20 protein-coding genes are annotated in these 23,591 nt (G+C 39.4%); 2 read left to right on the top strand and 18 right to left on the bottom strand.

Annotated elements, in window-relative coordinates:
- Nucleotides 1-16 precede the first annotated feature (16 nt).
- From HNQ80_RS09420 to whiA, 4 genes are all read right to left on the bottom strand, one after another.
- Nucleotides 17-1,315: a DRTGG domain-containing protein gene (locus HNQ80_RS09420; RefSeq protein WP_184310392.1), complete on the bottom strand. Its 1,299-nt coding sequence runs from the start codon at nt 1,313-1,315 to the stop codon at nt 17-19.
- Nucleotides 1,316-1,429: 114 nt separating this feature from the next.
- On the bottom strand, nt 1,430-2,500 hold the full coding sequence (locus HNQ80_RS09415; RefSeq protein ID WP_184310391.1) for an HD-GYP domain-containing protein: 1,071 nt from the start codon (nt 2,498-2,500) through the stop codon (nt 1,430-1,432).
- A gap of 140 nt (nt 2,501-2,640) precedes the next feature.
- A complete protein-coding gene (locus HNQ80_RS09410; protein WP_184310390.1) occupies nt 2,641-2,907 on the bottom strand; it encodes an HPr family phosphocarrier protein in 267 nt (88 codons plus the stop codon).
- A 2-nt stretch (nt 2,908-2,909) separates the two neighbouring features.
- Nucleotides 2,910-3,869 carry a DNA-binding protein WhiA gene (gene whiA / locus HNQ80_RS09405; protein WP_184310389.1) on the bottom strand — a complete coding sequence of 320 codons (960 nt, stop codon included), beginning with the start codon at nt 3,867-3,869 and terminating at the stop codon, nt 2,910-2,912.
- A 212-nt stretch (nt 3,870-4,081) separates the two neighbouring features.
- Here whiA and HNQ80_RS09400 point away from each other — a divergent pair, with 212 nt between their 5' ends.
- Entirely contained in the window at nt 4,082-4,252 is a 171-nt protein-coding gene (locus tag HNQ80_RS09400; RefSeq protein WP_184310388.1) for a DUF1540 domain-containing protein, read from the top strand.
- Between the two features lie 56 nt (nt 4,253-4,308).
- Here HNQ80_RS09400 and HNQ80_RS09395 read toward each other — a convergent pair whose 3' ends face one another.
- A complete protein-coding gene (locus HNQ80_RS09395; protein ID WP_184310387.1) occupies nt 4,309-4,722 on the bottom strand; it encodes an NUDIX hydrolase in 414 nt (137 codons plus the stop codon).
- Nucleotides 4,723-5,152: 430 nt separating this feature from the next.
- A complete protein-coding gene (locus HNQ80_RS09390; RefSeq protein WP_184310386.1) occupies nt 5,153-6,751 on the bottom strand; it encodes a glycoside hydrolase family 26 protein in 1,599 nt (532 codons plus the stop codon).
- Nucleotides 6,752-6,942: 191 nt separating this feature from the next.
- On the opposite strand from HNQ80_RS09390, the gene HNQ80_RS09385 reads away from it, so the two are divergent.
- On the top strand, nt 6,943-7,488 hold the full coding sequence (locus HNQ80_RS09385) for a hypothetical protein (protein ID WP_184310385.1): 546 nt from the start codon (nt 6,943-6,945) through the stop codon (nt 7,486-7,488).
- A 22-nt stretch (nt 7,489-7,510) separates the two neighbouring features.
- On the opposite strand, the gene HNQ80_RS09380 is transcribed toward HNQ80_RS09385, so the two are convergent.
- The 12 genes from HNQ80_RS09380 to HNQ80_RS09325 form a co-directional block, all read right to left on the bottom strand.
- Complete coding sequence (locus HNQ80_RS09380) at nt 7,511-8,848, bottom strand: gluconeogenesis factor YvcK family protein (protein ID WP_184310384.1); 1,338 nt, start codon at nt 8,846-8,848, stop codon at nt 7,511-7,513.
- Nucleotides 8,849-8,854: 6 nt separating this feature from the next.
- Nucleotides 8,855-9,721, bottom strand: coding sequence for an RNase adapter RapZ (gene rapZ, locus HNQ80_RS09375; protein ID WP_184310383.1), 867 nt, complete (start codon nt 9,719-9,721; stop codon nt 8,855-8,857).
- Nucleotides 9,722-9,739: 18 nt separating this feature from the next.
- Nucleotides 9,740-10,471, bottom strand: coding sequence for a PHP domain-containing protein (locus tag HNQ80_RS09370; protein ID WP_184310382.1), 732 nt, complete (start codon nt 10,469-10,471; stop codon nt 9,740-9,742).
- A 62-nt stretch (nt 10,472-10,533) separates the two neighbouring features.
- A complete protein-coding gene (gene murB, locus HNQ80_RS09365; RefSeq protein WP_184310381.1) occupies nt 10,534-11,448 on the bottom strand; it encodes a UDP-N-acetylmuramate dehydrogenase in 915 nt (304 codons plus the stop codon).
- A 94-nt stretch (nt 11,449-11,542) separates the two neighbouring features.
- Nucleotides 11,543-12,898, bottom strand: coding sequence for an ABC transporter substrate-binding protein (locus HNQ80_RS09360; protein WP_243183098.1), 1,356 nt, complete (start codon nt 12,896-12,898; stop codon nt 11,543-11,545).
- Nucleotides 12,899-13,148: 250 nt separating this feature from the next.
- On the bottom strand, nt 13,149-15,614 hold the full coding sequence (locus HNQ80_RS09355; protein WP_330602818.1) for a glycogen/starch/alpha-glucan phosphorylase: 2,466 nt from the start codon (nt 15,612-15,614) through the stop codon (nt 13,149-13,151).
- Nucleotides 15,536-17,014 carry a 4-alpha-glucanotransferase gene (gene malQ / locus HNQ80_RS09350; RefSeq protein ID WP_184310380.1) on the bottom strand — a complete coding sequence of 493 codons (1,479 nt, stop codon included), beginning with the start codon at nt 17,012-17,014 and terminating at the stop codon, nt 15,536-15,538. The genes HNQ80_RS09355 and malQ overlap by 79 nt, the downstream gene beginning before the upstream one ends.
- A gap of 20 nt (nt 17,015-17,034) precedes the next feature.
- Nucleotides 17,035-19,197 (bottom strand): TIM-barrel domain-containing protein, encoded by a 2,163-nt coding sequence (locus HNQ80_RS09345; protein WP_184310379.1) that lies wholly within the window; start codon nt 19,195-19,197, stop codon nt 17,035-17,037.
- 18 nt (nt 19,198-19,215) lie between these two features.
- A complete protein-coding gene (locus HNQ80_RS09340) occupies nt 19,216-20,043 on the bottom strand; it encodes a carbohydrate ABC transporter permease (RefSeq protein ID WP_184310378.1) in 828 nt (275 codons plus the stop codon).
- Nucleotides 20,043-20,909, bottom strand: coding sequence for a carbohydrate ABC transporter permease (locus tag HNQ80_RS09335; protein WP_184310377.1), 867 nt, complete (start codon nt 20,907-20,909; stop codon nt 20,043-20,045). The genes HNQ80_RS09340 and HNQ80_RS09335 overlap by 1 nt, the downstream gene beginning before the upstream one ends.
- A gap of 91 nt (nt 20,910-21,000) precedes the next feature.
- Entirely contained in the window at nt 21,001-22,353 is a 1,353-nt protein-coding gene (locus HNQ80_RS09330; RefSeq protein ID WP_184310376.1) for an ABC transporter substrate-binding protein, read from the bottom strand.
- Nucleotides 22,354-22,439: 86 nt separating this feature from the next.
- Nucleotides 22,440-23,456 carry a LacI family DNA-binding transcriptional regulator gene (locus HNQ80_RS09325; RefSeq protein ID WP_184310375.1) on the bottom strand — a complete coding sequence of 339 codons (1,017 nt, stop codon included), beginning with the start codon at nt 23,454-23,456 and terminating at the stop codon, nt 22,440-22,442.
- Nucleotides 23,457-23,591: the final 135 nt, after the last annotated feature.

The following is a 23,591-nucleotide window of genomic DNA, read 5'->3' as shown; positions in this document are numbered from 1 at the left end:
TCCTTTCTCCCTTAGATTATTTTTTCAGCAGCTTCGCTGACATCATGGCTTTTGAAACAATTTCCTTTTCATGAAAAACAGAGATATCAACTTTATAAAATTTTCTCCCCATATTGATGATCTCCGCTTGAATCTCAATCTTGCTCTCCATCTGTAATGGTTTGATAAAGTAGATCATAAAGCTATCCAATACACTGTCAAGATGCTTATGCTTTTTAATCGCCAGATATCCTGCTGTAGACATGAGCATAACTAAAACTCCTGCACTGGCAATTCCTAATTCATTAAGCATCATGGGTGTGATCTCTCCAGTCATCATCACGCCTTTTTCCGTTTCTTCCATCTTGCAATGATTCAATAATATATCTTCAAAGGACTCTCCAAGATGGGGCTGGCTTCTTATATACTGAAGCCCTCGAATAACGTCTTGGCGCGTTACTACACCCACCAGCTTTTTCCCATCCGCAACAGGAACCATTTCAATACCTTCCCAGATCATGACATGGGATACATAGGCAACAGAGGTTGTTCTGTCGATAATGATAGGATTTTCCGTCATATGGCTGCTAATCCACTCATCATCATCAACCCCCGCGATATCCCGGGGTGTGACAACTCCTATCACGTGCATATTTTTATCTACCACTGGAAATCTGCTATGTCCTGTTTGCTTCATCACCCGTTTCATATCCCGTACTTTATAGCTATTTTCTAGATAATGTAATTTTTTAGGCATGATACCTTCTGCCAGGAGTATTTGCTTACGAATTAGCTTTTCCTGGATATCGCGGTTGATGATGGAGGTAATTGTAAACGTATCATAGCTTGTCGAAATGATAGGAAGCTTTTTTTCAGCAGCTATTCGCTTTATTTCTTCCTTACAGGAAAAGCCTCCCGTAATTAGAATGGCACAGCCTTTGTCCAATGCAAGCCGGTGCACATCGTCTCTGTTTCCCACAATGAGCAGGTCACCCTCTGAAATATACCTTGCAATTTCTTCTAAGGCCATGGCACCGATCACAAATTTTCGAATGGTTTTATAAATTCCCTCATGACCGCCGATCACTTGACCTTCCACAATATTGATAATCTCCGCAAAGGTCAGCTGCTGTATTCTCTTATCTTCAACCTTTTCTACCCGTATCGTACCTACCCTTGGTATTGTACTGACAACTCCTTCTAGCTCTGCATCCTTAATAGCCTTATAAGCTGTTCCTTCGCTGACATCCATATCTTGAGCAATCTGTCTTACAGATATTTTGCCTCCTAATGGAAGACTTTTTATATAGGATAGAATCTGTTCATTCTTTGTCATCTATTTATCACCTCTTTTAAGCTTCTGGCAGAATATCAACATGGAGTATTCACTGAGCCAATTACAAAAATAAAAAGGCATGAAACATTGTTCATACCTAATATTATATCAAATCTACCATAGTTTTTCTAATACATCTGTAATCATGATGGATGTATGCTCCATTAAATCTAATTCTCTTCTCTCGGTACATTTTTGGCCTTGCGCATCATAGACAACCCTAATTTTGGGTCGCGTTGGAAATTGATGATTTGAATCAATAATGATGCCCCTTTCCCCTGAGCTCAACGCCACGATGTAACCAAGGGGATAGACGGCTATGTATCGAATAAAAGCTTTGACAATCTCTGGATCGAAGAGATGCCCAGCCATGGCTATTAAATATTCCATTGCTTGATGGGGTAATATTTTCTGCTTATATACACGATCGCTGGTTAGGGCATCATAGACATCGGCAACCGCCACTATCCTTGAAAACTCATGAATTTCCTCTGACTTCTTCCCAAAGGGATAACCGCTGCCATCATAGCGTTCATGATGCGTCAAAGCAACGATTTTTACATCTATCGCGATATCTGGAATTTCACATAAAAGGGCATACCCTAAATCTGAATGCTTTTTAATTACATCGAATTCATCTTCATTCAGTTCACCAGGCTTATTCAATATAGTATCTGCAATTTGCATTTTTCCAATATCATGGAGCAAGGCACCTACTCCCAAATCCCTAAGCCTTTGATGATTATAGCCCATGGAAATACCTGTTATAATGGATAACACACATACATTTACAGAATGAGCAAAGGTATAATCATCTACTGTACGAATATCACAGAGTTGAACCATTACATTTCGATGATTCAGCAAGTCATCGATGATCAAATTGACACGTCTGTATATTTCCTTCATTTCAATGTTATTTCCCATTCTGATGTTTTCCATTATGGTTTTGGCTAGCTTTCTTGCTTCCAATCTATTTTGCTCATGTATGATATCTTCTATCACCATATCTGCAGTTTCTTCTGCTTGTATATATACCTCGTCAATTTGAAGTTCTTTGAGTTTGGTTATATAACTATCCCTTATGCGTACACCGGCTGCAAGCAAAATGGTACCATCACAGTCATAAATATTTTTTGCCAAGATCATGCCATTTATTAAAAAGTCTACCTTGATCTTATACATGATGTCCTCCGGGAAATTGATGGTAATTTAAAGCTAATTACAAATTCGACACTTTATCGTTTATTCCTTTATATTTCTTTATTTTTTCTAGGGCTGCCACCTTATTTTTTGGGTAAAAAAACTACCCATTATTGGGTAGTTTATAGCTCTAACAATTTATTCTCAATAAGATCCACTAGTTCAAGAATCGCCTCTTCCTCATCTGGTCCCTCGACCATCAAGGTGATGACATCTCCTTTTCCAGCACCTAAAGACATAATTCCCATGATGCTTTTTGCATTAATTCTTTTTGATCCTTTTTCTACGGTAATATCTGATGTAAACTTATTCGCCATTTGTACAAATAATGCTGCAGGTCTCGCATGAAGACCAAGCTTATTGACAATTGTTACTTCCCTTGTGGTCATTACTATACATCCCCCTCTTTTTGCTTTATTTTTTCCGCAATTTTCTCAATTTTTCTCAATCTATGATTCACCCCTGATTTTCCTACAGGTGGTGTAAGCATTTGTCCTAATTCTTTCAAGCTTGCTTCTTTGAATTCCAAACGAAGCTCGGCAATTTCCCTTAAGCCATCGGGCAAGATTTTGAACCCATGGGTTTTTTCAATATATTCAATATTTTCAATTTGCCGTATGGAAGCATTGACAATTTTGCTTAAATTAGCAGTCTCGCAATTCACAATTCTATTGACATTATTTCTCACTTGTTTCACAATTCTTATATTCTCCAAATTTAACAATGCATTATGGGCTCCGATAATATTTAAAAGGTCTACAATCTGATCTCCTTCCTTCAGATATACCACATAGCTATTCTTCCGCTGGACAATCTTTGCACCCAAATCAAATTCATTTATTAAATTTTTTAAATCTTCACTGTGTTCTTCACTGCTGGTCACAAGTTCAAGATGATAGGTTTTCTCTGGGGCACTGACAGATCCCGCACCCAAGAAAGCACCTCTCAAATAGGCTCTTTTACAGCATCTTTTCTTTAATAGCTCTTGGGGAATTGAATAATCTATGGAAAACTGTTCATCTTCTTTTCTTAATATTCCCAATTTTTGTAGGATATCGTTTGCACCTGAAGTGTTGTTGATCACCATCATATAGTTGTTATTCTTCTTCAACACTCTATTTTTTCGAACCATCAGCTCTGTGTGGATTCCAAAACATGTCTTAAGAAGTTTGATGATTTTGCGAGCAACAGCTGCATTTTCTGTTGCAATTCGAACATTCATTTTCTGAAACCCTGCAAGTTGAATGGTTCCGCTCATTCGAATCAAAGCAGATAGCTCTGCCAATTGACAACAATAATCCTCAGGAATAAGCCGGGACAGTTCATTTTTTGTTTCCATAGAAAAGGACATTTTATCACCCACTTCAAAGTCACTGCTTGAAATTCTTGAATAAATAAGCAACATTTATATATTTCTAATATTATAACATAATTTACGTAAATATCTATGAAAATATGATTAGGAATGTAAAATTTTAATGATTACTAACTTTTTTTGGTCAGTTTTTTTCAAAGAAAAATGGTGCACAATATATATGAAACCAAATGAGGAGGTGTAAACGAATGCAGTCAGGAGCTCATCCAACTATGGAAGTAATGTGTCATGTTTCCAACTGTAAGTTTTATAAGAACGATTATTGTCATGCAAGCAAAATCGAAGTAAATCCTAAGCATATTAACCGTGCAAATACCAGCGATGATGCACTATGCTCTACCTTTATACCTGGAAAATAATTAATCATCGTATTTTTATGCATATGAAAGACCTCACCATTGGTGAGGTCTCAACTTTATAAATTATTCATCGCCTGAATGGCCTTGCTGATAATATCTCTTTCGTCATCGTATTTTGCTAGTTCAGCAGCTCTGTTCATATGAACAAATCGCGCTTCGATAAAGCCCTCTTCCTTTTGGGGATTACAATCCATATTTCTTGCCTTCATCAAATACCAGTGAACTGTTTTATTTACTACCTCATGATTTTGCCAGCTATTTTTAAAAGAATAATGAATTTCTCCCAAATATTTCAGCACCTCTGCCTTCACGCCACCTTCTTCAAGAACCTCTCTAACAGCTGCTGTGCTTGTATCTTCATGTTCTTCTACTTTTCCCTTTGGTAATACCCAGTCTCCATTATATTTGCGTAACAGCAGTATAGCATTTCCGAAAATAACTACACCGCCAGAGCTTATTTCCTCCCTCACAATGTCCACTCCTTAATATATTGAAACTGCAATTTATTTTTCTAACAATTCTATTTTCTTACCACAAACATATATATATTAAGTTATCATAATACATCTGTGCTTTCAATGTTAAATTTAAATATATTCATAATCTATTTTATTCAAGGTTTTGTAAAATGGTTTCTCTATAGACCCATGAATCTTCTCGCTACTACATAACTTTATTAAAGATCAAATAAAAAAGGCACACTACGTGTGCTTCGCTAGGGGAACCTAGTTCCCCTTCGACGGCTGCAAAGCAGCTTTCTGAGGACTCCTCTGACTGCGGCATGGGAATACTTCCCCTGCACCCCTGCTTTTTTATAGTATAAGAAAATATACTTTCTTATACTATAAAAAAGTACAGGCTGGATCTGAACACCTATCCATTCTGTACTTCTTTCATGAACTATTCAGTTATCTTGTATTCTTTTAGTCTATTTCTGAAGGTATCGATCATTTCTGGACTTTGATCCAATCTATAAATTCTTGCAGGGTTCCTTTGGGAATCCCAGTCAATTCCATTCCACCAAATGGCCACCTTGATCCGATCGAATTTTTTCATAGAATCAAACATCTCATGGATCCATTGGATTTTATCGCCACCCACAGAATTTGATCCAAATTCTGTGACCATAAATGGCTGGCTAAATATCTTATCATATTCCGCATACAAGGGCACATATATTTCATCAAACCCTCTCCATTTTTCACCTGGATAATAGGTTCCTGCATTATATCCTGTTAAGCCAATAATATCTACAAATTCATCGCCTGGATAATAATTCAGGGCATGATTCCATGCGAAATTTGGAAAGGAACCATCATGAGGATTCCATACCCACAGTACATTGTCTACACCAGCATCCTTAAAAATATTATAAACATATTTCCATACCGCTTTAAACATTTCTGGATCCTTTGATGTAAAATAGCTGGAATATACGCACCAATCTCCATTCATTTCATTATTTAGTCTGAAAAGTATAGGATGTCCAAAAAGCTTTGCCTGCCGTGCATATTCCTGAAAATAGCTATCATATTCTCCCTGTAGTATGTCGTAGGTCACACTGCTGTTATCCCTACCATCTAGATACATTGTCTGAAGGGTCAATTCCACATATCGATTGTTCTCATAGGCATTTTTCATTTCTTCCATAGGAAATCCATCACTGGAGAAGGATTGATACAATACCAAAAAATCAAAGGTATAGTCTAACTGATCTTCCAAAGACTTTAAAAAACCAAAATCTCTAGGTGCAGTGTTTTCAAAAATCCCCCATCTTGTTTCCTTAGAATCTTTAAAATATTTGTCATAAAATTCCTTTGTCTCATCATTTAAGCCGTGATAAGTTCTCCCTTGGTCTAAGTGCACCTGAGGTGTTCCTTTTTTTTCTATTAGCCGAAAGCTCTGGATAAGTTCCATATACTCTTCATAGCTTTCAAAAGGCTTCGCTGATTTTATGATGATAGTATATACTTCATGACTATTCTTAACGATTTCTGCACTGACATAGTAGTTTTTATCATTTGGTATCTTTGACATTTTTTCTCGATCCCATTTTAGTAAGTGGGTTTTCATGCCATTAATATGTAAAGTATCTTCATACTCCTTATAGTGATCCTTGGTATTTTTCAAGAACCGATTGCTATAGCCAATATAAGCAGCAGCAGAATTTGATGTTCCTTTAAAATTGTCATAATAGATCTCTATGCTTTTCTCTTTATCATAGATCAAGGTCTTTACTGGTGAAATGGATACATCTACATACATATGGTTGGGATACTTTATAGAATATCCGTGGGCAAAATTTTGATATTCATTGTACTGGTGATCAATAGGCGTAATTGTTTTGAAATCATCTTCTTCTGTAAAATCTGAATAAGTAACGATCTTCCCATTCTTTATGAATGTACTGATCGAGTCTACCGTATCACCAAAGGCAAATGTACCGCTAAAAATAAGGGCTGCTGCACAAAGTATGGCACCAAATTTTTTAATCTTCATCTTGTCCTCCTTATGTTGCCAATGCCAAATTTTATGTATTCATTCATTATTTCTCCAATCATTATAGCACAGAAATAAGTCAAATTATATCGAAAGTTTATATCTCCCTATAAAAGCATTATTATCCTAGTTTATTGTAGCTAGAAATCAGCAAAATAATAATAAAATGTTTAAAAAAGACAGGTGATCTTATGCCATTAAATGAAAAATTTGTAATCAATCTTCAAGGGAAAAATTTTGTCACCTATGAAGGCCTCTTAGATCTTGCCCATCAACAGGAATTGACTTCCATATCTGTTGAACTGCTGCAGTTTCCATCTGCGGATAATAACAACACCGCTGTATGCAAAGCAACAGTCGAAGCAAACGGAAGGCGCTTCATCGATTTTGGCGATGCCAGTCCTAATTCTGTTCGCAGCAATCTCGCCCCCCATATCATCCGTATGGCATCTACCAGAGCAAAAGCAAGGGCCTTAAGAGATTTTACCAATATCGGTATGACTGCTTTGGAAGAACTGGATCTAAAAGAGTTTGAAGAAAGCAATTTGCCCTTCGATGCCGGGAAGGAATCCATTCAAAATACAATTCCCGATGATCCACCTACAAAACGACAGTTGGAAACCATTAAAAAGCTTTCTAATGAAATCGAACTGGAAGTCGATATAGAAACTTTGACAAAAAGAACCGCAGCAGCTTTGATTTCCGAGATGCTTAGTGAAAAATATAAGCGACACTAAATCGTGTCGCTTGTATAATATTTTATATTTTTGTTATTTTCTTTAATTTATCGTGAAGGTAGTAATAATCAAAAATCCTCAGTTTATCAGTAGCATATTTCTCCTCTAGTGCTAGCTTCACAATTTGTTCCGATAAATTGATTGCATCATGACGAATGTATTTCTTCTTTACTTCCACAAAGGGGCCTTCTACAATATGAATTCCCATTTGGGCAATCATTCTTCGATCTTCAGGTGTCAAGCAAACCGGCTCGGCTCCATCCTCCACATACTTGTGAAGAACTTCCTTTGAAATCAATTCATTGTTCACAAAAACATAATCAATGGATTGGCCTTTCATATGGCGAACAATGGCATCCAAATGTTTCCAAACACTATATCCATCGGTTTCACCAGGCTGAGTCATGACATTGGCTACATACACTTTAATCGCATTGGAACGTTTAATCGCATCGGCTAAATCTGGAACCAGAAGATTGGGAATAACACTGGTATATAAGCTGCCTGGCCCTAATACAATTACATCTCCACTGGCAATGGCCTCCACGCATTCACGGAGGGATTTTGCATTTTCTGGCTTGATAAATACCTGCTCAATCTCACTATCCAATTCTCGTACCTTCACAGGAATTTGAGATTCCCCTTTGATGACCTTACCATTCTTTAATTTTGCATACAGGGTAACATCCTCCAAGGTTACAGGTAAAACTTTCCCTGTCACGGCCAAAACATCATTCATCTTCCGTATAGCCTCTTCAAAATTATCGGAGATGCCATTCATGGCGGCAATCAAAAGATTTCCAAAGCTTTGCCCTTTTAAAGAACCCTCTTCAAATCGATATTGAAGAAGTCGCTCCATACTCGGCTCTGTATTGGCTAAAGCCAAAATGCAGTTCCGAATATCCCCTGGTGGCAGCATACCCAAGTCTTCTCTCAGCTTTCCAGATCCACCACCATCATCGGCTACAGTGACAATGGCGGTGATGTTGGACGTGTACTTCTTCATTCCGCGAAGGAGTACTGACAATCCAGTACCACCTCCGATAACAACTACCTTCGGTCCTCTCATCAGAACCTTTTTTCCATTGGAAACCCTGTCCATGGGATTTCTGTTTCCTAGGCCAGTGTAGCTCAAGTCCAGCAAATGAATCAAAAATAAACGGATCGGCTTACCTGATATCATCACAAGTATACAGCCGATAATAAGAAACATCATACGATATTTCCATGATGTGCTTATATCCAATGTGCCATATAAAAAAGGATAAAATCCCCACCCAATGATGATGATACCGAATACCATCATCAAAAGCCATCGCTTGATTCCCAGTCCTGGCTTCAACCAATCAAAGAAGTTCATACCCATCTACTCCCTTACAGTTCTTACAGAATCTCTATGATTGATCGTTACACGATGTCCTTTCTCCAGCAAACTCTCATATAAAATATTTGCCACTGTTACCGATCGATGCTTTCCTCCTGTGCAGCCAATGGCAATCACCAATTGGGTCTTTCCCTCTTTAATATAATAAGGAATCAAGAAGTGAATCATATCCTTCAGTTTTTCAACAAAAGCAATGCTTTCGGGCCATTGCATTACATACTCTCTCACAGCCGGCTCATGCCCTGTATAATCTCTTAAAGCATCGATATAATGTGGATTTGGTAAGAAACGTACATCAAATACAAGATCTGCATCCAGTGGAAGACCTTTCTTAAATCCAAAGGTCAGTATAGAGATGGTTAGATTTTCTGCTTTTAGACCCTCTAGATAGATTTTTCGAATCTCTTCTCGTAACTGGGCTGATGTAAGGTTGGAGGTATCTATAATGTGTTTAGCTTTTCCCTTCAATTGGGCTAACCGTTCTCTCTCCGCTTCAATACCATCAATAATTCTTCCTTCAGGACTCAAGGGATGGTTTCTTCGGGTTTCCTTAAAGCGCTTGATCAATACCTCATCAGATGCTTCTAAAAACAAGACCTCATAGAGATAGCCCATTCTTTCAATGGTATCAAGGCTCTCGAACAGGTCGTCGAAGAATCTTCCCCCACGAATATCGATCACCAATGCTATTTTCTCAATATCACCCTTTGCATGGAAACAAAGCTCTGCAAATTTAGGGATCAATGAAGGGGGAAGATTATCCACACAATAAAAGCCAAGGTCTTCCATGCTTTTCATCGCTTGACTCTTTCCAGCTCCCGACAGTCCAGTGATAACTACAAATTTCATTGTATATCCCCCCTTTGTCTACTCTTCAGCATTTAAAATTTGCTCTACCTTCAGTCCAGCAGCCACGGCACGGTCAATCCCAGCTTTTACATTCCCAACATCCTGAGGTTTGTGGGCATCACTGCTGATAATAAATTTTACCCCTTCTTTCATGGCTACTTTTATATACTCTACTGTGAGATGCCCATGGCTACTGTTAATTTCTAGGGCTGTGTTTCTCTTGGCAGCAGCCTTTGCCAGTTCCGCTGTATCAATATTAGCTTTCGAACCAGGATGGGTGATGAGATCAATAGAATTATTATATACCGCTTCAATCACAGCCTTTGTGTTAATAACTCTAGCTTTTCTATCTACTGAGGGCAGGTACTTCGCCAGCACATTGTTGACATGGATGTTAAAGCTGTCGGAGATTCTATGGGGCAATGCACCAAAATGATAACCAACCAAAACCATATCTAAATCCTTTAGAATATCCTTATCAATATCAATTTTACCGTCTGTACTGATAATATTTCCTTCCATCCCTAATTTTACCTTTATTTCATTCGTTTCCTTGTTGATCGTATCGATTTCTTCCCGCATTTTCTTGACGTCTTTTCGTCGAACGCCATAGGTTACATGGCTAGGTCCATGATCAGAAATCGCCACTTCCCGTAAACCTTTTCGAATGGCCTCATCTACATTCTCCTGGATGGTCCCTTTTCCATGACTATAGATGGTATGGGTATGATAATCTGCAAAAATCTTCATTTTTCTCACTCCGTTATCTCTTCGTCAAGCATCATTGACGACTATAGTGTTTGTTCTTTTAGCTATTCTTCACCTACAATCCTTACTTCTGGATGAAGCTCCACGCCAAACTGATCTCGTACAACCTTTTGAATCAACTTGATAAGATGAATCACATCTTCGGCCGTGGCATTTCCCACATTTACTACAAAACCAGAATGCAATTCCGATACTTGCGCATCTCCAACCCGTACACCCTTCAATCCAGCATCCTCTATCAACTTTCCAGCAAAATATCCCGGCGGTCTTTTGAAAGTACTACCAGCACTGGGCAGATGCAAGGGCTGTTTTGTTGTTCTCTTCACAGTAAGCTCTGCTGTGATTTCCTTGATACGCTCATAATCACCCTTTTGAAGGGCGATATCTGTTTCCAATACCACATAGCCTTCCCTTTGTATCACGCTGTTTCTATACTCAAATTCCAGCTGCTCTCGATCTAAGTAAATCACATTACAACAATGGTCCAGCACCAAAGCACCTGTGACTACATCCTTCATCTCACCACCATAGGCTCCAGCATTCATAGCTGCAGCGCCTCCTAAAGTACCCGGTATGCCGCTGGCAAATTCAAAACCCTCAAGGCTTTCTCTCATAATCTTTTTAGCCAAGACAGACAGCAGTATCCCCGCTTGGGCTTTAATATGATTTTCACTTATAGTAACCTCACTGAAGTTCTCAGCAATTTTAATGACAACCCCTCTAATTCCCTTATCTCGCACCAATAGATTGCTGCCATTCCCAATGACATAGTATGGTATATTATTTTCTTTGCAGACCCGTAGCCCATGCTGAATTTCCTCCACCGTTGAGGCCAATATCATAATATCAGCGGGTCCTCCTATTTTAAAGGAGGTATGTTCCTTCATCATCTCGTTCTTTCGAATATGCTCTATTTGAATTTTTTCTTTCAATTTTTCATAAATTTCGTTTATCGTCATTCCAACAACTCCTCATATCGATCTCTTATATCCCTTCATTTGTCATGATTAGTATACCTTTTTGATTGATGAAATACAAGGTTATTCTCCCCAGTTACTGCTCTTGGGTAATCCTGTTATAGGTCTCGATCTTCAATTGGGCATCTCGAAGGGCATCCTCCACCGTTTTGTTCCCTAGAACAGCCAAACGGATCTGACTCTGCAGGATGCCATCAATAGTCATCCAGTTGGGATGAGTGGGTAGATTCTCACAGTAGGCCAAGCTCTTTTCAACTGTTGCCATAAGTAGATCCAATTGATAAATATCTTCCCCGCTCTTTTTCACAGGAAATACGCCTAATCTGCTTAAGTCCTTTTGAAATTCATCGGCTGTAACAAATTTTAAAAATTTTACACACATCTCCAGCTTCTGGGGATCCTTTTGCTTAAAAATTCCATAGGCCGACACATTATTAGATAAGGAGATAGGTATGCCCTTTTCCCCTATAGGATAATTGGCAGCGCCTATTTGAAACCCTAGTCCTTGATTCTTTAAGTTGTTTAATACATTTATTGCCCAGGTACCCACAGGATATACGGCTACCTTCTTCTCCTTATAAAAGCTCTCCCAAGCCTCTCTCTCTGTATTTTCTCCAAAATTTGGTGGTGTTACCCCGTAAACCTGCTTTAGATCCACCAATTTTTTTAACCCGCTCTTTGCCCTTTCATCATTGAATCGATAATTCAAGCTGTCATCAAAAACCTGGGCCCCATCAGATAATAGAATTCCCCATGTATTGTAGCTATTTAAATCAATGAAGGAGTTAAATCCATATACATCGTTTTTTCCATCTCCATTCTTATCAAAGGTGAGGACCTTTGTGGTTTCTACGAATTCTTCATAGGTCCAATTTCCATCTTTAGGTGGATCAATACCCTTTTCTTGAAACAAATCCAAATTCAAAAGCATGGTATAGGTGGTCATCATGGAAGGAAAACCCCAGGTTTTTCCATTGTAACGAACTGCATTCAATGCCTGGGTTTTATAGTCCCCTTCCTCCTCATGGGTTAAATACTTATCGACAGGTTCTAAAACACCTCGATCTATGATAGCGAAATCAGTGGCTACGGGTGCGATATCGGGAAAGGTGCCTGTTTGTATGGCTGTTTCCAACTCTAGGGGGCCTGTCTTTAAATCCATGGGCTTTAATTCTATATATACCCCTGGATTCGCCTTTTCAAAAGCCTTAATTTTGCTTACAATCCATCCGTAACGGCTACCGTTGCTCACATCTAAGTGAGGATAGTCCCATAGGGTAATGACACCCCTCCATTTGATTGTATTTGACATCGGATCTTCCTGTTGGACTCCAGGCTTGAATTCCAAAAAGTAAATGGGTCCCCATATAATAAAGCTACATAATAATAGACATAAAAAAAGAGCAAAAGGTCTTTGTTTTTTCATTGCCATATCGCAGCACCTCCTACTCTATATTTATTATAAAACTAAGCGCTATATGCCCTTCTGCTTGTGAGAACAAAATTGCTTTGCAATTTGTTCTTCGCTAGGGGGAACTACTTCCCCCTTCGACGGAGCTAACGCTCCTGAGCACCCCCTCTAAACCGGCGAGGGGGATCCCCTCTGCACTCCCCATTTTTAAGGAAATAGCCCCCAACTAAGTACTTATCACAAGCTTTTGCGCAAGCTATTTCCTTAAAAATCACAAAATCCTTTTGGGCTTTATATACCAGATCTTATCTGCATATTCCTTTATGGTTCGATCGGAGCTAAACTTTCCTGCATTGACTAGATTCATCCAGCATTTCCTTGACCATTCCTCGGGATTACGATAGGCTTTATCAATTTCTTTATGGGCCTCTCTGTATTCAGCAAAATCCCTAAGAATAAAGTAATTATCGGCTTTATGCCAGTTAGTTCCTAGCAAAAGGGAGTCATATAATTCTTTAAACATGCCTGTTCCTTCATCATCAAAGGTTCCATCTACCAAACTATCCACCACCCGCTTTAAACCCGGTGTGTTTTCATAATATGTTTTGGGATCATAACTGTTTTTGATCTTCTCCAGCTCTTCTATCCTGGCACCGAAGATAAAATTGTTTTCTTCTCCCGCTTCAGCTACAATCTCTACGTTTGCCCCATCGAAGGTGCCAAGGGTAGGCGTACCATTCAGCATGAATTTCATGTTGCCTGTGCCGGAAGCCTCCTTCCCTGCAGTAGAAATCTGCTCAGAGATATCCGCTGCCGGAAATAGCTTTTCCCCATAAGAAACACGATAATTTTGCACAAAGACAACTTTCATCTTGTCTTTTGTATCTGGATCTGTATTTATCTTTTTTCCGATTTCATTGATAAACTTGATGATTCCTTTCGCCCTGAAATACCCAGGCGCTGCCTTCGCCCCAAATATAAAAGTCCTCGGTATTAAGTCCAATTTGGGATCTTCTTTTATTCTAAAATATATATCCAAAATATGAAACCCATTCAAAAGCTGTCTTTTATATTCATGGAGTCTTTTGATTTGAATATCAAATATAGACGATGTATTCACTGGAATTCCTTCATGTTTCTCTATATAGGCAGCCAATGCTTTCTTCTTTTTCATCTTGATTTCTGCAAATTTTTTTAGAATAGCTTTATCATCTCTATATTTCTCCAGTTCCTTTAGCTTGTTTAAATCTGTAACCCACGCTTCTGTTCCCAGTAATTCTGTAATAAGCTTTGACAGTTCAAGGTTACTCAACAGCAGCCATCTCCTTGGCGTGATCCCATTGGTTTTGTTCTGGAATCGATGGGGATACAGCCTATACCATTCCTTTAGTTCATGGTTCTTCAATATCTCCGTGTGTAATTCAGCCACCCCATTGGTGGTGTGACAGCCATAGATTGCTAACCATGCCATTTTAATACTTCCATTGGAAATGATCCTTAACTTCTCAATTTCTTCTATTCCATATCCTTTGTCTCTTAGTTTCAAAGCGAACTTCTTATCGATTTGCCGAATCACTTGATATATTCTGGGCAGTAATCTTTTAAATAACTTACAATCCCATTGCTCTAAAGCTTCGGCTAGGATGGTATGATTGGTATATGAAAACGTCTTCTGTGTAACTTCCCAGGCCTGCTCCCAATCAAGACCTTCCTCATCCATCAACAATCGCATCAGTTCCGGGATAGCCACCACTGGGTGGGTATCGTTCAGTTGAACAGCATGATAGGCGTGAAAAGACTCGAACTGATTCCCATATTTGCCCTTATACTTTTTCTTCATATCCTGCAAGGATGCTGAAGCGAAAAAGTATTGCTGCTTTAATCGGAGCAGCTTTCCCTGCAGCTTGTCATCGTTTGGGTATAATACTCTGGATATATCTTCTGCTCGATTTTTTTCCCTTACAGCTTTATCAAACTCCTGATTGTTAAACTGTTGAAAATCAAAATCTTTGATTGGCTCAGCCTGCCATAACCGCAGGGTATTTACGTTTTTCGTCTTATAACCGATAATAGGCATATCATAAGGTACTGCCCGAACGGTAGCCTCTTTGAATTGAACGAGGACCTCGTCCTCTTCCCGTCTGACAGACCATGGATCTCCATGTGCCATCCAATGATCTCCCTCTTCCTTCTGAAATCCATCTTCAAATCTCTGTCGAAAGAGTCCATAGCGATAGCGGATACCATAGCCTGTCACTGGAAGGTTCATGGTCGCACAAGAATCTAAGAAGCAGGCCGCCAGCCTTCCCAATCCCCCATTGCCTAACCCTGCATCTTCTTCTGCCTCCTCGATGAAATTCAAATCTATCTTTAGTTCTTTTAAGGTATCTCTTACATCTTCATAAATATCTAAATTGATAAGATTGTTGCCAAGGGCTCTGCCCATGAGAAACTCTGCTGATAAATAGTATGCCTGCTTTCCTTCTTCATAGGTAGAACCTGTTCTATACCAATCATCTGCAAGCTGCTCTATGATCGCCTTTGAAACTGCATGATACTTTTCATAGATGGTGGCATTCTCAATTACTTTCCCATAATCAGCCTTTAGATTTCTAAGAACGCTGCTTTTCAACTGCTCCTGATTCAACATCGCCCCTCCTATCTTCCATATCGTTTTGTAAATTGATTGATTTTTTCTGCCAGTTCTTCTGTCAACATCTCTTTTTTCACCCGCCATTGCCAGTTGCCTCCGATGGTGGATGGGGTATTCATTCTATGCTCACTGCCTAGCCCTAGAAAATCCTGCATAGGTGCAATGGCCAATACCCCTACAGAGCTCCAAACGCCTCGTAAAAATCCCCAGTGATACCCTTCCTCCTCTGTCAGATTCAGATACTTTATAGCATGTTCAACATCCTGCTTACTTGCCGTATCCATCCATCCCATCACCGTATCATTGTCATGGGTACCCGTATAGACCACACAATTCTTCTCATAGTTGTGGGGTAGATAGTCGCTCTCCTCTCTTACATCAAAGGCAAATTGCAGTACCTTCATGCCTGGATATTGAGATTCTATTCTAAAGTCTATGACTTCCTTTGTTAAGAACCCTAAATCCTCAGCAATAATATTCATATCCCCTAGCTGCTCCTTCACTGCTTGGAACAGTTTCATACCAGGTCCCTTTACCCAACGACCGGTGGCAGCCGTCTTGCTCCCATAGGGAATTTCCCAAAAGGACTCAAAACCACGGAAGTGATCGATACGAAGAATATCGTACAATCTGAAATTTCCTCTTATTCGTTCAATCCACCAATCATAATCTCTTTGCCCCAATAGATCCCACCGATAGATGGGATTTCCCCATAGCTGACCGATTTCCGAAAAAGAATCAGGCGGACAACCAGCAATGGTTACTGGTCGTTTCTTTTCATCAAGGAAAAATATCTCACTATTGGCCCAAGTATCTGCGCTGTCCTCTGCCACATATATGGGAATATCTCCAATGATGTGGATCCCTTTATCGTTGGCGTATCTTTTTAACTTCTCCCACTGTTTGAAGAAAAGAAACTGCAGAAAGATCCAGTATTCCATTTCACCTGAGAGCTCCTTCTGATAGCGCCAAAGGGTCTTTTCTTCTCTCAACTTTATATCTTCGTCCCAATCTTTCCAAGGTTTCATGCCAAACCGTACCTTCACAGCCATATATAAAGCGTAATCCTCGAGCCAATTTCTGTTCTCGGCCCTAAATTCTCCTATGGACTGTTTATACATCACTTTCCCTGATTCAAAAGCCTTTCTTAGAATGAGAAACCGATTCCTATATAACTTCTCATAATCGACCTTTTCCTTATCCCTGCCAAAATCAACCCCATGGATATCATCCCACTTTAGTAAGCCTTCTTCGACTAAGATTTCAAGATCAATCAAATATGGGTTGCCTGCAAAGGATGAAAAAGATTGATAGGGTGAGTCTCCAAAGCTCGTTGGCCCTAAAGGAAGCAGCTGCCAATACTTTTGGCCTGCTTTTTCCAAAAAATCAACAAATCCATAGGCCTCCTTGCCAAAGGTCCCAATTCCATAGGGACTGGGTAGAGATGTAATATGCATCAAAATACCGCTGCTTCTCTCCAACATATGCATTCCCCTCTTATCCATTACTTTGATGATTCCAATACCATTGTCCTTTGTGTCACATTGCCTTGCATATCCACTATATCGAAGTGAATCTTTTTGGTTGCTGGTCTCCCTATAACCCTAATCTGTATATCCAAATTTCCATTCTTTCGATGTATATCCATGAAAATCTTTGAGTACATCCCTTCTCGATAACCGTAGGTCTCTCCATCATCGTCATAATAAACATAGGAAGTTTGATCCTCTACAAATCCAATGACAAAAACCTCAGAAGGATCGAGACGATCGATATTAGGTCCATGGTTACCCAGAACCAGCAGTCTGTTTTTTCTAATAAAAATGGGTACCTGGTTTAAAGGCACATCCATATAATGATGACCCATCCTCATTACTTTGAATTCCCTCTGCTGATAACAATCAACCCTCCAAAGAACCATATCTTCCGGCAGCCAAACATATCTTCCCACTGCATTCTCCTGATATATGGGTGCAATCATGAGGGATTCTCCCACCAGTAATTGATCCTCTACCCTTTTTGACATTCTATCCTGATATGCAAAGGCCAAAGGAGCAAAGAAGATATCCTTTGCCATCAGTGCCTTCATGTACTCTGAATAAAGATAAGGCACCAGGGCATATCGAAGGCGGATCATTTCCCTCATAATCCCCATGCTTTCTTGATCATAGGCATAGGGCTCCTGTCTTCTGGTTCCCATGGCTGAATGATTCCGCAGCAATGGCGTAAATAGGCTCATTTGAAGCCAACGTATCATCAGCTGCGCATTACAATCTCCACTGAAGCCACCGGTATCAGCACCGGCATATAAAAAACCACACATATTTAATGATGGCATCATTTTCAAATTTAAAAGCAAATGTTCCCACCAAGAATGATTGTCTCCTGTCCAAATCCCTCCATATCGATGCATACCAATAGAGGAAGCCCGGGAAAACAGCAGGAACCTTTTATTGGGGTGGATTTCTCTAAATCCTTCTGCTGCTGCCCTTGTCATATTGCAGCCATATAGATTATGCACCATATTATGATTCACAAGTTTTCCATTTATATTATGATAAAAGGATTGATAATCTTCCACCGCATTGGACATATGCTCAAAAACATCTTTTAAATCGAAGAACGTGTAGATATCTAAATTTTCATTTTCTGAAGTCTTGGCTTTTTCGATGGCCTTCTCTAACCCACGATTTGAATAGAAAATTGCAGGCTCATTCATATCGTTCCAAAACCCTTCAATACCGCATTCGATCATATCTTTATACTTCAAGCCAAACCATCGCCTGGCCTCAGGATTAAAAAAATCTGGAAAATGCACTTTTCCTGGCCATACCGCCGCCACGAAAGGCTTTCCATCTTCGTCTAGACAAAAATATCCCTTTTCTACACCTTCCTCATAGATCCTATAACCATTCTCAATTTTTACACCTGCATCAATGATGGGCACCAATCGAAGCCCTTTCTCTTTCATGGTACTAACATAATCTTTAAAATTAGGGAATCTTTCCTTACTGATTGTAAAATCCTTAAAATCTTCCATATAGTCAATATCCAGATAGATAGCATCACATGGAATATCATGCTGTATGAATGCATCCGCTACCTCATCAATGGCTTTCTGGTCTGGGTAACTCCATCGGGACTGCTGGTAGCCGAAAGCCCATTTTGGCGGTGCGTATCCATCTCCAATGAGTTTCAAGAATTCATGGACGATTTCCCGTGGCTGATCCCCTTGAATCATATAAACATCTGCATCCAAAGTATCTATTATGATCTCAATGATATCTTTATGATCATTTCCGATATCAAAAACCACTTGTCCTGGATAGTCAATAAACACACCAAACTTTACTTCTCCATCGATTATCATAAAATTGTGGGCACCATACAGTGATTTTTTATCTGGTGTATGGTTTGGGTCATCGCTGCAGTAGGATATGTACAAACCACCTCGTTTGTTCATGCCCCTCTGATTTTCCCCCAACCCCCAAATCATATCTTCTGGCTCCATCTTGAAGGTAAGTTTGAGCTTTTCACCCGCTGCTATGTGAAAATAATCTATCTCTGCCTTCGTGGTTTCTTCTCCGATATCCGCAATAATTTCAGTAGGCCGCGGCGCACCAAATCTATACTTATAAATTTTCTCACTGATTTTGAAAGTCTTCAAAGCAATCACCTTTCATCGTTATTTTATAGATCCCTGGGTAACACCCTTCACAATATGTTTTTGGGCAATAAAGTAGAATATGACGATAGGTACCATGGCAATGACAAGCCCTGCCAAAGCCAAATTCCATTTCTTAGAATACTGACCAAAGAAATAGAACATTTTCAATGGGATGGTATGCCAACCAGGCCTATTGATTACCAATTGAGGTAATAAGAAGTCATTCCATATCCACATGATATTGAGAATACACACCGTTACAGTGATGGGTTTTAGCAGTGGAAATACGATATACCAGAAAATCTGGAAGGTGTTGCATCCATCAATGGTAGCCGCTTCTTCCAACTCTACAGGGATATTCTTGATAAATCCATGATAGAGCATAATGGACAAACTGGATCCAAAGCCCAAATACATAAATACAAGTCCAACGGGGTTTAACAATCCAAGTTTTCCCATAATATTGATTAGCGGCAGCATCACCGATTGAAAAGGAATCAGCATCGCCCCTGCGAATAGGAAAAAGAGGACGGTACTTAGCTTTGTTTTTGTTCTTACCAGCATCCAAGCAGCCATGGATGCAAATATAACAATGAAGATGGTACTGGATACCGTGATGAGAAGAGAATTGAAAAAAGATTGAATAAAGTCAAGTTCTGTGAAGGCCTCTATGTAATTGTTTAAGGTAAAGAATTCTCCAAAGGGCAATGCCATGACATTGGTAAAAATCCCTTTCTGAGTTTTGAAGGAGTTGGCAAATACGATATAGAGGGGTGATAAGAATAGAATGCCTAATATCGTTCCTAGGGCAGGCCACCCTATTTTTCTGAGGTACCCATTTTTCATTACATTTCTACCTCCCTATCTTTGCTATAACTCAATTGGGTCAGTGTAATAACGGCGACGGTAAATAGAAAAATGACTGCCTTTGCCTGGGCAAGCCCCAATTTATTAAATACAAAAGCTGACTTATAGATATTTAATGCCAGCATTTGTGTTGCATTGAAGGGACCTCCATTTGTCAGGGATAAATTTTGGTCGAATAGCTTAAAAGAATTCGACAGTGTCAAAAAAAGGCCCACTGTAAATGCAGGTGCTACCAAAGGGATGGTAATATGAATTAACCGATGGAGTCCATTGGCTCCGTCAATTTCTGCAGCTTCCTTTAAGGACTCAGGAATGCTTTGTAGGGCAGCGATATAAATAACCATCATGTATCCTGCCAACTGCCATGACATTAAGATCACCAGTCCCCAGAAGCCTGTTTCTGGTGTGGATAGCCACCCCTGTAAGAAGCTTATTCCCATCTTGCTCCCAATGGAATCTAATGCTTTCGTAAAAATAAACTGCCAGATAAATCCTAATATAAGTCCTCCAATAAGATTTGGCATAAAGAAAATACTTCTCAGGATATTGCTGATTTTCATTCCCTTCGTTACCAGCAAGGCCAGTCCAAAACCCATGATATTGATTGTAATCACGGATACAAAAGCAAATTTTGTTGTAAATAGGAAAGCCTGTAAAAAATCTGGATCTTTTGTGAGAATTTCAATATAATTACCCAAACCTACCCAGGATGCGTTATTTTCGATCCCATTCCAATCGGTAAATGAATAGTAAATTCCCAATAGAGCGGGTATAATGACAACCATTAAGAAGGCAATTAGGATTGGTCCAACGAAAAAGCCAAACCAAAGTCTTGATTTCTTCATAATATCCTCCTAGTACCTTAATCCACTCAAGACAAAATCACTTCTAGAAAATTGAGGAGGGCAATGGTCCCTCCCCAGTCTCTATCAAAACCTATTTTCTCATTTCCTCCCACTGGGCCTTGGAATTCTTCACAACATCTTCCCACTTGATTTCTCCAGATAAGTACTTCTGAATTTCTACGCCCAATACATCCATACCCCATCCTGTAGGATAACCCATGAATACCCATGGCATTGTCTTTCCTGCTTCTGCATATCGCTTCACTGCTTGCCCGAGTGAGTCTTTGGGTTCTAGGTTTTCAAAACCTTTTAGTGGTGGTATAAAGAAGAATTTATTTACAATGTAGTCTTTTCCCTTTTCAGATGTGTAAAGCCAGTTTAAGAAATCCTTCGCAGCTGCCTTTTCCGCATCAGTTCCTTTGTCATTAACAGCCCAATACATTGGCACACCAAGCGGTATGGAATCTTCTTTTACACCCTTTATCGGCATCGGTAGGATGTCTAAATTATTCGCGACTTCTTCATCAACACTCTTTACACCATTGTAGATCCAATTGCCTTGTTGAATGATGGCCACCCGTTCAATGGCAATTCCTTCATCCACCTGGGTGGCATAATCCACTGCATTTAACTTGGCCTTTGTTTTTGCATTTGGAGAGTAGTTTGCTTGTAAATCGATCAAATTCTTCAAGGCCTCTGCATGCTTGAATTCCACAGTTTTGGCTGCAAATGCATCCAGCGAGCTTGCAAACTCTTGAGAAAGAGCTGTATTGGACGCGTGGAGCCCTGTAACCCATGTTTCCCTGGCTGGTAAATCGAAAACAGCAACAAGGTTAGGGAATTTCTCTTTTAACTCTCCCGCCTTTATTTTATCATCTAGCGTTTTTACTGCAGCTTCCAGACCTGCATAATCTGTAATCTTTGATCCATCAATACCTGCTGCTTCAAAGATTGCCTTGTTGTATACAAATCCATATCCCTCTACAGCAAAGGGCAGGGCATAGGTCTTTCCATCTACTGTCACCCCTGACAATACTCCTTCAAGGGCTTGATTTACCCAAGGTTGATCAGACAAATCTTCAAGTCTGGACTTCCAATCCTCTACATCTTGTGGCCCACCGATATTAAAGATATCCGGTTCTGCTCCAGACTGAATTTTCGCCCTTAAGGCCGCACCATAATCATCTCCACCACCAACAGTCTGAATATTGATGGTTACATGTTGATTCTCACTCATGTAGGCTTTGGCAGCCTCTTCTAATTCTTTTGCAATTTCAACCTTAAACTGGAATATATCAATTGTAACTGGCTCTTTCTCTTCCCCTTGTGGCTCCGTTCCTGCTGGTGGTGCTGGTTGTTGTGGCGTGCAGGCAGCTAACAGAAATGTTGATAGAATGAAGATGAGCATCATTCCTATGGCCATGATTCTTTTAGACTTTTTCATTGTAATCCCCCTTTAATTTCGTTTCTTATAGGCTTAGATTTACTTCACTGTCATAATCAAAGATATGACATTTCTATCCCTCCTATCTATAATTTTTTGCAGGATTCTCCTTCCAGCAGTTCGGTCCTTAAAATGATATGCTGATGTCCTTTTTTCTTCTTGATCATATCAAATAGAATTTCTGCGCTTTTCTTTCCCATATACTCTCCTGGCTGATTCACAGTAGTAATGGATGGATGAAAAAACCTCGCAAAGTCGATGCCGTCAAACCCTACCACTGAAATATCCTCAGGAATTCTCATTCCTCTGCTTAGAATGGCCTTGGAAGCTCCGATCGCCATGATGTCCGATGTGATGAATACAGCTGAAAAATCCTGGCCTTTGTCTAAAAGTTTATTCATCGCATGAAAACCCGATTCAAAAGTATATTCTCCTATTTCAAATAAACGATCGTCATAAGGAATACCGTATTGTTTCAATGCTCTCTTATATCCTTTCATCCTCAGATTTCCGATACATTGATCTTCTTCGCCAGTGGTGATGATGCCAATTCTCCTATGGCCTAAGTTGCATAGATAGGCTACCGCATCGTAAGCCGCTTTCTCATTCTCTATGGTGACACTTGAAAAAAAATCTAGTTTCTGTTGCTCTTCCATATCCGTTGATGCTAAAATGATAGGAATTTCCAGTTCTGAAAACTGCTCTAGGTTCAAATTGCTAAAATTCCCCCCCAGACAAATTAAGCCTATCAACTTCTTTTCTAGGATTAACTCAATGGCAGCTTCAACATCATTTGCATTATCATCATTATAGTGAAGAATCATCGTATAGCCATGGGCATCTATTTCTTCCTCAATCGATTGAATAATCTTAGCAAAAAAGGGGTTATAGATACCCTTTACCAAAACTCCTATATCATTGGAATTCGTTTTTTTCAAATTCCTTGCGCTATTATTTGGTATATAATTATGTTCTTCAATAATTTCTAATACTCTTTTTCGCGTTTCATCCTTTACATCGGGATGATTGTTTAAAACCCTCGAAACTGTGCTTATTGCGACCCCTGCGATCTCAGCAATATCTTTAATATTTGCATTTGCCATTCTTCTTCCTCCGACTGGTAACGTTTTCGGAAACGTTACTGGAAACGTTTCCAATTTGTTTTATTTTATCATAATTGTTAGAATTGTAAAACACTTTTTTAAAAGAATAATGAAGGAGCAGCTTCAACGCATAGA

Origin of the sequence: Anaerosolibacter carboniphilus (assembly GCF_014205875.1) — a bacterium.
GTDB lineage: Bacteria > Bacillota > Clostridia > Peptostreptococcales > Thermotaleaceae > Anaerosolibacter > Anaerosolibacter carboniphilus.
The sequence above is the reverse complement of the archived record's forward strand: the minus strand, read 5'-3'. Positions and strand labels throughout refer to the sequence as shown.

What these genes read in the sequence shown, in the direction of transcription:
- HNQ80_RS09390 (WP_184310386.1), bottom strand. Translation starts at nt 6,751, where the DNA reads ATGAAGATTAAAAAATTTGGTGCCATACTTTGTGCAGCAGCCCTTATT.
- HNQ80_RS09400 (WP_184310388.1), top strand. Translation starts at nt 4,082, where the DNA reads ATGCAGTCAGGAGCTCATCCAACTATGGAAGTAATGTGTCATGTTTCC.
- HNQ80_RS09420 (WP_184310392.1), bottom strand. Translation starts at nt 1,315, where the DNA reads ATGACAAAGAATGAACAGATTCTATCCTATATAAAAAGTCTTCCATTA.
- HNQ80_RS09370 (WP_184310382.1), bottom strand. Translation starts at nt 10,471, where the DNA reads ATGAAGATTTTTGCAGATTATCATACCCATACCATCTATAGTCATGGA.
- HNQ80_RS09380 (WP_184310384.1), bottom strand. Translation starts at nt 8,848, where the DNA reads ATGAACTTCTTTGATTGGTTGAAGCCAGGACTGGGAATCAAGCGATGG.
- HNQ80_RS09415 (WP_184310391.1), bottom strand. Translation starts at nt 2,500, where the DNA reads ATGTATAAGATCAAGGTAGACTTTTTAATAAATGGCATGATCTTGGCA.
- whiA (WP_184310389.1), bottom strand. Translation starts at nt 3,869, where the DNA reads ATGTCCTTTTCTATGGAAACAAAAAATGAACTGTCCCGGCTTATTCCT.
- murB (WP_184310381.1), bottom strand. Translation starts at nt 11,448, where the DNA reads ATGACGATAAACGAAATTTATGAAAAATTGAAAGAAAAAATTCAAATA.
- HNQ80_RS09340 (WP_184310378.1), bottom strand. Translation starts at nt 20,043, where the DNA reads ATGAAAAATGGGTACCTCAGAAAAATAGGGTGGCCTGCCCTAGGAACG.
- rapZ (WP_184310383.1), bottom strand. Translation starts at nt 9,721, where the DNA reads ATGAAATTTGTAGTTATCACTGGACTGTCGGGAGCTGGAAAGAGTCAA.
- HNQ80_RS09335 (WP_184310377.1), bottom strand. Translation starts at nt 20,909, where the DNA reads ATGAAGAAATCAAGACTTTGGTTTGGCTTTTTCGTTGGACCAATCCTA.
- HNQ80_RS09330 (WP_184310376.1), bottom strand. Translation starts at nt 22,353, where the DNA reads ATGAAAAAGTCTAAAAGAATCATGGCCATAGGAATGATGCTCATCTTC.
- HNQ80_RS09385 (WP_184310385.1), top strand. Translation starts at nt 6,943, where the DNA reads ATGCCATTAAATGAAAAATTTGTAATCAATCTTCAAGGGAAAAATTTT.
- HNQ80_RS09410 (WP_184310390.1), bottom strand. Translation starts at nt 2,907, where the DNA reads ATGACCACAAGGGAAGTAACAATTGTCAATAAGCTTGGTCTTCATGCG.
- HNQ80_RS09355 (WP_330602818.1), bottom strand. Translation starts at nt 15,614, where the DNA reads ATGGCGGGTGAAAAAAGAGATGTTGACAGAAGAACTGGCAGAAAAAAT.
- HNQ80_RS09360 (WP_243183098.1), bottom strand. Translation starts at nt 12,898, where the DNA reads ATGGCAATGAAAAAACAAAGACCTTTTGCTCTTTTTTTATGTCTATTA.
- malQ (WP_184310380.1), bottom strand. Translation starts at nt 17,014, where the DNA reads ATGTTGGAGAGAAGCAGCGGTATTTTGATGCATATTACATCTCTACCC.
- HNQ80_RS09325 (WP_184310375.1), bottom strand. Translation starts at nt 23,456, where the DNA reads ATGGCAAATGCAAATATTAAAGATATTGCTGAGATCGCAGGGGTCGCA.